This window comes from Clostridium vitabionis (genome assembly GCF_015351765.1).
Lineage (GTDB): Bacteria > Bacillota > Clostridia > Lachnospirales > Lachnospiraceae > Clostridium_R > Clostridium_R vitabionis.
The window spans coordinates 431,959-442,383 of sequence record NZ_JADKQA010000001.1 but is presented as its reverse complement, the minus strand read 5'-3'; the positions used below and the strand labels follow the sequence as shown (position 1 = coordinate 442,383).

8 protein-coding genes are annotated in these 10,425 nt (G+C 56.9%); 2 read left to right on the top strand and 6 right to left on the bottom strand.

Annotation, left to right across the window (positions count from 1 at the left end; translation table 11 throughout):
• Nucleotides 1-1,066, bottom strand: a 1,066-nt coding sequence (locus ISF27_RS01905) for a helix-turn-helix domain-containing protein (RefSeq protein WP_235985986.1), incomplete at its 3' end; no start/stop codon positions are given.
• A 339-nt stretch (nucleotides 1,067-1,405) separates the two neighbouring features.
• Between ISF27_RS01905 and ychF the strand changes: the two genes are divergently transcribed.
• Complete coding sequence (gene ychF, locus ISF27_RS01900) at nucleotides 1,406-2,503, top strand: redox-regulated ATPase YchF (RefSeq protein ID WP_194608580.1); 1,098 nt, start codon at nucleotides 1,406-1,408, stop codon at nucleotides 2,501-2,503.
• Between the two features lie 93 nt (nucleotides 2,504-2,596).
• On the opposite strand, the gene ISF27_RS01895 is transcribed toward ychF, so the two are convergent.
• Complete coding sequence (locus ISF27_RS01895; RefSeq protein ID WP_407926036.1) at nucleotides 2,597-4,579, bottom strand: sodium-translocating pyrophosphatase; 1,983 nt, start codon at nucleotides 4,577-4,579, stop codon at nucleotides 2,597-2,599.
• A gap of 67 nt (nucleotides 4,580-4,646) precedes the next feature.
• On the bottom strand, nucleotides 4,647-5,639 hold the full coding sequence (locus tag ISF27_RS01890) for a LysR family transcriptional regulator (RefSeq protein ID WP_194608579.1): 993 nt from the start codon (nucleotides 5,637-5,639) through the stop codon (nucleotides 4,647-4,649).
• A 393-nt stretch (nucleotides 5,640-6,032) separates the two neighbouring features.
• Between ISF27_RS01890 and ISF27_RS01885 the strand changes: the two genes are divergently transcribed.
• Entirely contained in the window at nucleotides 6,033-6,947 is a 915-nt protein-coding gene (locus ISF27_RS01885) for a DMT family transporter (protein WP_194608577.1), read from the top strand.
• 199 nt (nucleotides 6,948-7,146) lie between these two features.
• Here ISF27_RS01885 and ISF27_RS01880 read toward each other — a convergent pair whose 3' ends face one another.
• From ISF27_RS01880 to ISF27_RS01870, 3 genes are all read right to left on the bottom strand, one after another.
• A complete protein-coding gene (locus tag ISF27_RS01880; RefSeq protein ID WP_194608574.1) occupies nucleotides 7,147-8,526 on the bottom strand; it encodes an SLC13 family permease in 1,380 nt (459 codons plus the stop codon).
• A gap of 25 nt (nucleotides 8,527-8,551) precedes the next feature.
• Nucleotides 8,552-9,520 carry an alpha/beta hydrolase gene (locus ISF27_RS01875; protein ID WP_194608572.1) on the bottom strand — a complete coding sequence of 323 codons (969 nt, stop codon included), beginning with the start codon at nucleotides 9,518-9,520 and terminating at the stop codon, nucleotides 8,552-8,554.
• A gap of 583 nt (nucleotides 9,521-10,103) precedes the next feature.
• Nucleotides 10,104-10,310, bottom strand: a complete 207-nt coding sequence (locus tag ISF27_RS01870) for a hypothetical protein (protein WP_194608571.1) — start codon at nucleotides 10,308-10,310, stop codon at nucleotides 10,104-10,106.
• Between the last annotated feature and the right edge of the window lie 115 nt (nucleotides 10,311-10,425).

Genomic DNA, 10,425 nt, shown 5'->3' with positions numbered 1-10,425 from the left:
CCTCACAGCTCCCCTTCTGATAAGGAGCAGAAGCATTACAGTAAAACATGCGACTGCGACGGTTCCCTTTGGCGTCGAATTCGATTCTCTTCGGATCGGAAAACTCGCTGCCGTTGTCTGCCAGCAGTACCGGAAACAGTGCAATAAACGTGTCCGGGCCAAGTTCAGAATAAAAGCGGTTAAAGATGTCAATAACTGACTGCGCATCGTTGTGATTGCGGCGGAAAGCCAGCTGCAGCCCCGTGGACGGGAAGGTGACCGTCAGCATCACCGCACCGCCTTTAACGCCCTCTACGGAGTCGAGTTGGGCCACAGGAGTATCAGGGTGTTCCTTCCTGTACTTCTCATAGTCCTGCAGGGTACGCCCTTCCCTGCATTTGGGATCGACCTTGATCGTATCAGGACGCTTGCGGCGGGGCTTCATCCTCACCTTGCGGGGCATATCGATGTTCCTGGCGGTAAACAGGCCGGCATCCATGTAGGTGTAGAGAGTCCGCTCTGTGACCATCAGTTCATCCATATGGTTCAGGCATATATGGTGGAGGGACTGGCCTTTACGGATCAGAGGCGAGATGATGTCATCCAGACGTTTCTTTTCCTCATCCGAGACAGCAAACCCCTGCCTTGTTTCTGACAGAACCTCAGAGTATTCCGCCTGGGCTGCTGCAGCATCGTAGATGCATTTTTCAAGTGTGCAGTACCGCTTATCAGGGCAGCCGTTGCAGACATACGGAGGTTTGGCGAGCCTGGGACATTTCTCCTTCTCATACATGATGCAGCGATCTATGCATCTGCCACAGATAGAGCAGAAGCGGGTACGCGCCCTGCTCTCGGGGCAGATATGACAGACACCGGAAAACTGACAGGTCTTGCGCCTCACACAGTCGTTGAACGGACGTCCGTAAGCACCGGTCTTCCTGAAAACCATGTGGGAACGAATCTCTTTGGAGATAGTGGAGCAATCCTTACCTATCTTCTCACCAATCTCCTTGAACGACTGCCTGTTATTCAGACCAGTCTCGATGTGAGAACGGTCTTCGCTATTCAAATGACTATACTTAGCCATCAGGTCCTCCTGTTCTGGTCGGAGCAACAGGTGGTGGACCAACAGTGGCTATTGTAGTCCTTTTTCGGAAGAATTAACCTCCAGTATTTTTTTGGAAGGATTAACTTCCAGTTTTAAAATTTGCGAGTGGAACTTCGTTTAGCAATTCACCGTTATTAACCCAATGGTAATTTCTATCAAAACGAGTTGAGAAGAAAAGGCAGGAGTGATATAATCTTTTCTTGCGTTGAATCCCTTTCGCCATAAAAAAACGTTCAAACAGGGTACAGCGATTAAGAATAGTAAAAAATTGTTTAAGCACGCATAAACGCTGGATTTTATTAAGGAGAATACACATAAATGAAATTAGGAATCGTTGGCCTGCCCAACGTGGGCAAAAGCACACTTTTCAACTCTCTGACGAAGGCAGGCGCGGAAGCTGCCAACTATCCGTTCTGCACGATCGACCCGAATGTCGGCGTGGTGGCGGTCCCCGACAAGCGCCTCGACCAGCTCGCCGCGCTCTTCAACTCCGCGAAAATCACTCCGGCGGTCATCGAATTCGTCGATATCGCCGGTCTCGTCAAGGGCGCGTCCAAGGGGGAAGGCCTGGGCAACCAGTTTCTGGCAAATATCCGCGAATGTGACGCGATCGTCCACGTCGTCCGCTGCTTTGACGATTCCAACGTCATCCACGTAGACGGCAGCGTGGATCCCCTCCGGGACATCGAGACCATCAACCTCGAACTGATCTTCGCCGACATGGAGGTTCTGGAGCGCAGGATTTCTAAAGTCAAGGGCGCCGCGATGAGCGATAAATCGCTGAAGGGCGAGCTTGAACTTCTCCGCTCCCTCCACGACCATCTGGAGAACGGGAAGCTGGCCCGAAGCTTTGAGACCAATGATGATGACCAGCGCGCTTTCATAAATTCCCTGGATCTCCTCACCTGGAAGCCGGTGATCTTCGCGGCGAACGTCGCGGAGGACGACCTGGCGGACGACGGAAACTCCAGCAAATACGTCGCCGCCGTGCGAAAGTATGCCGCGGAAACCGGCAGCGAGGTGTTCGTCATCAGCGCACAGATTGAGGAAGAGATCGCTGAGCTGGATGACGCGGAAAAACTGGATTTTCTTCATGATCTCGGCCTCGAGGAATCTGGCCTGGATAAACTGATCGCAGCGAGCTACCGCCTTCTCGGCCTGATCTCCTTCCTGACCGCCGGAGAGAAAGAGACCCGCGCCTGGACCATCACGAAGGGAACCAAGGCGCCGCAGGCCGCGGGCAAGATCCACAGCGATTTCGAGCGCGGCTTCATCAAAGCGGAGGTCATCAACTACCAGGATCTTCTTGACTGCAAGACCTATGCGGCAGCCAGGGAGAAAGGGCTTGTCCGGATGGAAGGAAAGGACTACGTCATGCAGGATGGTGACGTTGTCACCTTCCGGTTTAACGTATAACGCAAAAAGGGGGGCGGCTTCCCGATTCACCTGCAAAGGTGTCGGGAAGCCGCCCCCTTTTTGCGTTTTTCCGGGGTTCAAGCGGACATCATCTCATCCCAGCAGCCCGCCGACCGCGATAAAGAGCGGGGCGAAAACCAGAGAGACGACGGTCATCAGCTTGATCAGGATATTGAGGGAAGGCCCGGAGGTGTCCTTGAAGGGATCGCCGACCGTATCGCCCACAACCGCGGCCTTGTGAGCCTCGCTGCCCTTGCCGCCGTGATTGCCGTCCTCAATGTATTTTTTCGCGTTGTCCCAGGCGCCGCCGGAGTTGGCCATGAAGACCGCCAGCATCACGCCGGTCACCAGGGCGCCGGCGAGCATGCCGCCGAGAGCCGCAGGCCCTAACACCACGCCGACGAGCAGCGGGCAAATCACCGCCATCAGCCCCGGCACGAGCATTTCCCGGAGAGCCGCCTGGGTGGAGATCGCCACGCAGGACTTATAATCCGGTCTGCCTTTTCCCTCCATGATGCCCGGGATCGTGCGGAACTGGCGGCGCACCTCCTCGATCATCCGGAATGCCGCCTTGGACACCGACGCCATCGTCAGGGAGGAGAAAAGGAACGGGAGCATGCCGCCGATGAAAATGCCGATGATCACCCGGTAATCCAGGACATCAATCTTGTCCAGCTTCACCGCGCCCGCAAAGGAGACAAACAGGGCGAGCGCCGTGAGTGCCGCCGAGCCGATGGCAAAGCCCTTGCCCATCGCCGCTGTGGTATTTCCCACTGCGTCCAGTTTGTCCGTGATCTTCCGCACGCCCTCATCGAGGCCGGACATCTCCGCGATGCCGCCCGCATTGTCCGCGATCGGGCCGTAAGCGTCCACGGCCACGGTGATCCCTGTAGTGGACAGCATCCCCACCGCCGCGAGGGCGATGCCGTAGAGGCCGCAGCACTGGTAAGCGGCAAATATGCCGGCGCAGATCAGGAGAACCGGGACGGCGGTCGATTTCATCCCAACCGCAAGGCCGCTGATGATCGTCGTTCCGGCACCGGTCTCGGACTGCTCCGCGATCCCCTGCACCGGCGCGTAATCCCCGGAGGTGTAGTATTCGGTGACCCGGCCGATGAGGATGCCGACTGCGAGGCCGGAAATGATCGCCAGCGCCGGGAGGAAGCCGCCGAAGATCGTCCGGCTTGCCAGAAGGGCGCACGCAAGGACGATCGCGCTCGCCACATAGGTGCCCCGGTTCAGCGCAGTGTGCGGATCCCCCTTCCCGGAGCCGCGGACAAAGAGGCTGCCGATCACGCAGGCAATAAGGCCGACAGCGGCAATCAGCAGGGCATAACGGATTCCCGCGCCCTCCCGGTAGGCGATCCCGAGCGTCAGGGCGGAAACCAGGGCGCCGACGTAGGATTCAAACAGGTCCGCGCCCATGCCGGCCACATCACCCACGTTGTCGCCGACATTGTCCGCGATCACCGCGGGATTTCTCGGGTCATCCTCCGGAATGCCGGCCTCCACCTTGCCGACAAGATCCGCGCCGACATCGGCGGCCTTCGTGTAGATCCCGCCGCCCACGCGGGCGAACAGGGCAATCGAGGACGCGCCGAGGCTGAACCCGGAGAGGACATCGACATTTTTCGTCAGGACATAGATCAGGCTGATGCCGAGAACGCCGAACCCCGCGACACAGAGCCCCATCACCGATCCGCCGGCAAAGGCGATCGCGAGCGCCCGGTTCATGCCGTCCGTCCGCGCGGCATTGGCCGTCCGGACGTTCGCTTTCACCGCGACACTCATCCCGAAATAGCCGGCCAGCGTGGACAGCAGGGCGCCGAAAAGAAAGCACACGGCCGTCACCCAGCTGCCGATGCCGACGCCAATCAGGACAAAAAGCGCGGCGATAAAAATGACCAGGATCCGGTACTCTGACCACAGGAAGGCGTGCGCCCCCTCGCTGATCGCTTCCGCAATCTCCTTCATGCGGCCGGTTCCCGGGTCATTCGCGGCCACTCTCCTGGCCTGGGAGACCGCAAAGAGCAGCGCCAGGGCTACAGACCCAAACAGCCAAAATTCCATTTTCATCATCCGCCTCCTTTGCCCGCTTCGGCAGCTGTCCGGCAGGTGCCGAAGCGTCGAATATCTTATTGGATTATTTTATTTTATCGGAATTATCTGCCGGATTCAACCGATTTTTCACACATTCTATCGGTTTGGAGGTTCCACTTTCCCTCTCCGCCCTGTCCGGTTGTCCGCCCGCGGATTTTCCGAACATGCCGTCCGCCGCAAGCTCCGCAAGATACTCCATGAACCGGATCGTCAAAAGGGAAATCCTCTCCTCCGGGAGGGAGGCGATCCCGATCAGCCGGTAGGCCGGCGGTTCCATCGGCCGGACCGCGAACGAAAACCTCGTGTGCGCGAGCAGCATTTCCGGCATCAGCGTCAGCCCGAAACCGCCCGACACCATCGCCATGACCGACAGGTCGTCGTTCAGGCGGTAGCGGACGGGCGGCTTGTGGGCGAAGGTCTTCATGATCTCCTGCTCCTCCGTGTCATTCCCCTCCACCGGCAGGATAAAGGGCTCATTCTCAATATCCGCCGGGCGGAGTGCCTTCTTCGCCGTCAGCGGGTGGTTCTCCGGGAGCAGCACCACCATCGGGTCGCGGTAGAGCGGGACAAAGCGGAGCCTTGGGATCACCGGCGCGGTAAGAAAGCCACAGTCCATTTTCCCGGAGAGAATCCCCTCGTTCATCCCGTCGAAATCCCCCGCCAGGAGCTCAAATTCTACCTCCGGATATTTCGCCCTGAATCCCCGGATGATCGAGGGGATCCACATGCTGGATACACTGGTAAATGTGCCCAGCCGGAGCGTCCCGGAAACCACGCCCTTCATCTCTTCCATGACCTGGGAAAGCCGCCTGCTGTCGTTCACGAGGGCACGGATCGGTTCAAGGAGCCTCAGTCCGCTGGCGGTCAGGGTAACCCCGCTCGGACTGCGTACCAGCAGCGCAACCCCGGCCTCCTTCTCCACCGCGTTCACGGCATGGCTGACCCCTGCCTGGGTGTAGTGTAGCAACTCTGCCGTCTTCGTGATATTGCCGGTTTCCGCGGCCTTGAGGAAAATCTCATATTTGTTCAGTCCCATCGTTCTCTCCCCTTTCTATTTACTATGCTTATGCCAAATCTCCATCGTGCCTTCCTGTCCTGCAAGCAGTCATTTTGCGGTCTCTCCGCCCCGCATATACCGGGCAGCAGGACATTATGCTTTTACTGTTCACCCCCACATCTCGCGAAGCAAAGCTTCGCTCGATGTGGGGGGCCGAGCGCCTGCGGCGCTTGGCTGCACGCCGGGGGATAACCCGCAAAACTGCCTGCAAGCAGTCATTTTGCGGGTTATCCCCCGGCGTGCACTGAACAGTGACATTCTTTTTTGTACTATGTATCAATCTTTTTATTCTCTTTTCTAATGTCTTGCCTGCTGTTATCATAAAGCCATACATGACGAATGACAAGCCCATACCGCAAAGGAAGGTTAATGATGAAAGAAAAATACGCATGGACACAGCAGAAGGCAGATTTCCTGCTCGTCCTGGTTACCATGGCCTGGGGAAGCTCGTACCTCCTGATGAAATTCGGGCTGGGCACGATCCCGCCCTTCTGCCTGATCCTGCTCCGCTTCGGGATCGGTTTTCTCGCCGTCGTGCCGTTCTTTTCCGGGCGCCTCCGGAAGACCGGCCGCCGTGAACTCAAAATCAGCGCTCTCCTCGGCTTTCTCCTCTTTCTCTGCTTCGCCGCGATGCTTTACGGCCTGAAGAGGACCTCCGCGTCCAGTGCGGCCTTCCTAAACGCCTCCGCCGTGGTCATGGTTCCGGTATTTCACGCCGTGCTCCTCAGGAAAATGCCGGAAAAGCCGGTAATCTTCGGCTCCCTGGCGACGATGGCCGGCATCGGTTTCCTGAGCCTTGAAGGCGGGTTCTCCATCCAGCCGGGGGATCTCTGGTGCATCATCAGCGCCGTCCTCTATGCCAGCCATATTCTCGTGACCAGCTGGGCCGTCCGGAGGACAGACAGCCTGCGGATCGGCATCTGGCAGCTCTTTTTCGCCGCCCTCTTTGCCGGCGCCGCCTCCTTCCTCCTGGAAACGCCTGCCCTGCCGAAGTCCCCGGCCGGTTGGGGCGCCATCCTCGGCCTCGCCCTCATCTGCAGCTCCTTCGGCCTCGTCTCGCAGTCCGTCGCCCAGAGATACACGACACCGGAGCATGTGAGCCTCCTGTTTTCTCTTGAACCGGTCTTCTCCGCTATTTTTGCCTTTTTCCTGACCGGGGAAATATTCACTGCTCGCGAGCTTGCCGGTGCCATCCTTGTCCTTCTCGGCGTGTTTTCCGCCTCCCGCCCCGCCGACGCGAAGCGCCCAGGGCGGGCACCCCGGACGTGCAGCCAGTCTGAGGCGTAAGCCAGCCCGGGGCGCAACAAAACGATGAGCCGGTCCATTTTCCCGCGGGGGAAATTTGGACCGGCCCATCGTTTCTCAGAAGGTTTAACCAATTCGGCTTTCGCCGTGGAGGCTTGGACGTATTCCTGTTCAGCACCTGCGAGGCAAAGCTTCGCGGGAGATGGGGCTGGACAGGCGCTTTGATTTCCCGGGAGGAAAATCAGAGTTTCAGAAGGCCTGTGGCGATGGCAACAAGCATAACCACAAGGTTCGTGACAAACATCATCTTGCCGGCATAGGTGCAGTAGCCCTTAACATCCTTGATGTCCAGCAGGGAGCAGCCGACGTAGGTCGCCGAGTTCATCGGCGTGTTGGAGGTCGCGAGGGCGAGGTTGCAGACGAAAGGTGCGATGATCGCCATCGAGCCAAGGCCGAATGCCGCGCCGATCGAGATGAAGACCGGATACATGGCATTGTACAGCTGATAGGGGACAAAATAGATCACCGGAACCACAACCAGCAGGAAGATCACATACATGTTCTTCATCAGGAACGGCGGGAAGTGGGTGACCAGGGTGTCCGCGAGGGACGATACCATCGAAGGCTTAAGGACCTCCGCTCCCTTTGCCACGGAGAGGGAAACCAGGGATCCCGCGGCGCCGGACGGGTCTGTCGTGCGGCACATGTTGAACACCGCCAGGTAGAAGCAGATGGCAAACAGCATGATCAGGACGTTGAAGAAGGTCATGCCGGCCTTATTCCAGATCTTGCCGAAGTCGGTACGGTAATTGACCATGGCGGTCACAATGCTCGCCCCGATAAAGACTATATAGGACGGCATCTTGATAACCGCGAGCAGATAAACAACGATGGCAAAGACAATCAGGTTGAACCAGAACAGCTTTGGGCGGTTGTTCGGATTTGCCTCCTTCTCTTTCTCCTCTGCCACACCGGCAGCCTGGATGGAGAGCGACCCATTCTGCTTCCTGTACACCATGGCGAAATACACCCACTGGAGGATGATCGCCGGGATGAACGCTGCACCCCAGGGCATGGATGCCTTCGCCAGCTCTTCCGGGGAGACGCCGGCCATCATCGCGGAATTGACAACGCCGATTCCCCAGGGAAGCCAGCACATCGCAGAGATCGCCGTCTGGCAGATGATGAACAGCCAGCGGTTATCCATCTTGTAGCGCAGAAACAGCGGCAGCATGATCGGGAATACGATCAGGTAGGCTGTGGAAATATTCGCGGTCAGATAAGCGACAGCACTGACGATCGTGGTGATCACCATGATCGTCACTACGTTGAGCTTTCCGCCGAGAAGCTTGATAAAACGTTCGATGATCGTGTCAAACATCCCGGTCTCGGTCAGCATGGTGAAATAGATCAGGCCGAACATGAGCATCCATCCTGCGGATTTCATGACGGTGGCGATCTGGGCAAGAATGACATTGGAGATCTCGGTCAGATTGTAGCCGAGAAGAAATGCGCAGGCAACCGGAACCACGAACATGATGAAGTTCATCGGGATCTTGTTCCAGAGAATCGCCGCGATGACAATCACGATCAAAAGAATCGCAACAACTGTCGGTGACATAAGGATACCTCCTGTCTGATGTATTTCAGTTCTTTTTCAGCTCATCCAAAAGGCCGAATTCCCGCTTAAAACCCATCGCGATGAAATCATGGGTGAGGTTCGTGTAGGGATGGCCGGGAACGCAGGTCCAGCAGTGGCAGACACGGCCGCCCTGGAAAATCTCACAGGGAACGCCGGCTTTGAGAAGCCGCATCGCGTACTTGAGGCCTCCGTCGCGGAGCGTATCATACTCCCCGACAAGAATCATGTGGGGTCCCAGCATGCCGACATCCCCGGCGTAGTACGGGAATGCATAGCAGCTCGGCATCTGCCCGTGAAGGCCGTCCCGGTAGCCGCCGAGATGGGCATTCTCCGCGCCGGGCGCCTTGGCATCCGGACCCATACGGAGCTCAAAGTTCTGGTGATAGGAGTAATCCTCATTGAAATCGATGGTGAGCGGCGGGCAGTTGAGCACGGTCAGTGCTGGCGCCGGCTCATTGCTGTCGCGGAGATAGAGTGCGAGCCCCGCGGCGAGATTGGCTCCCGAGCTGGAACCGTGTGTACCGACCATGCCGTTCCCGCCGATCTCCTCCGCGTGGTCGCGGCAGTAGGTATACGCCGCATACACATCGTTGAAGTTCATCGGAAAATGCACCTCCGGCGAGGTGCACAGCCGGTATTCAACGCCGACCACAACACAGGGAACCCGGACAGCGAGCTCCGCGCACCGCTGGTTGTCGATCTCCAGGTTACCGCCGACCCAGGCGCCGCCGTGGATATCGAGGATAACCGGGGATTTTCCCGGAAGTCCCGCCGGGGTATACACGCGGATATGGACCTTATGATCCCCCTCAACGCTGTCAATCTCCCGGTCCTCAATCGTCATGCCTTCCGGCTTCTCGAAATGCATCAGCGCCTTTCCCTGGGCTTCCTGCGCCCGCTTTACCCGGCTGCTGTCTTCCCGAAGCTGGGAATAAAAATGATCCTCATAACCTGGACAAGGTTTGTGAAACATATCTCCATCTCCTTCTCTAAAATACGTTCAACAACTGTCAGGAGCCCACATGTCAGGGAGGTGCCGCAAAACCGTCTGCCGGCAGCCATCTTCCAGCTGCTCTCCAGCATGGACTGATCAGTTATCTTCTTCATTGATTCGAATTATAGAGGATTGCGCGGGAAAGGAAAACGCAGGATTTCATCATATTGTCCAATTATCTTATCAATTTTTCGATGTTTTTGTCATGATTATCCCCGGAATTCCTGTATCCTGCGCACTCCGGGTAAATTATCTTACTCAAGTTGGAAAATGTTTTGCTTTTTTTGTGCTTTCTGCCTGCTCTGAAAGAGATTTTTCGTGGGAAATGCGCCTTAAAAATAGGATAATCGTGCCAAAATGAGATCGTGAAACGAGGCAGACTTATGTGGATGTATTCCTTTACCGGAAAGGACGGAGAATATCAGCCGGACGCGCAGCCCGGCCTGATGGAGACCGTGTTCAGCCAACGCCCGGGGATGAGGAGTAAAAAACGGGCAGTGCCGGTTCCATGATCCATGAAACCGGCACTGCCCGCCTGCTTAAGAAAGCTTCCCGCTGTCCATCAGGAGTTTTCCTGATGCTGTTCCTCATCGCCCTTTTTGAGGTCACTGTTGATCTCCTCCTGGGAGACATTGAATTTTTCAATATCTGCCATCTGGAGCGGGGAGATCTCCGGTGTCTCCGTGAACGAATCGAGCATTTCCCGGACGGCGTCCGCCTTGTCCGGCTCCGATCCCGCGATCTTCTTCTCTTCTTCCTGGTTTTCCATGCTTCGTTCCTCCTGATTTTCAAATTTCCGATTCCCCGGTACTGAATGTGAATGACCGGATGCTGATATACAGAGTATAGTGGAAAATCCGCCAAATGTGGATAAAATATCCTGC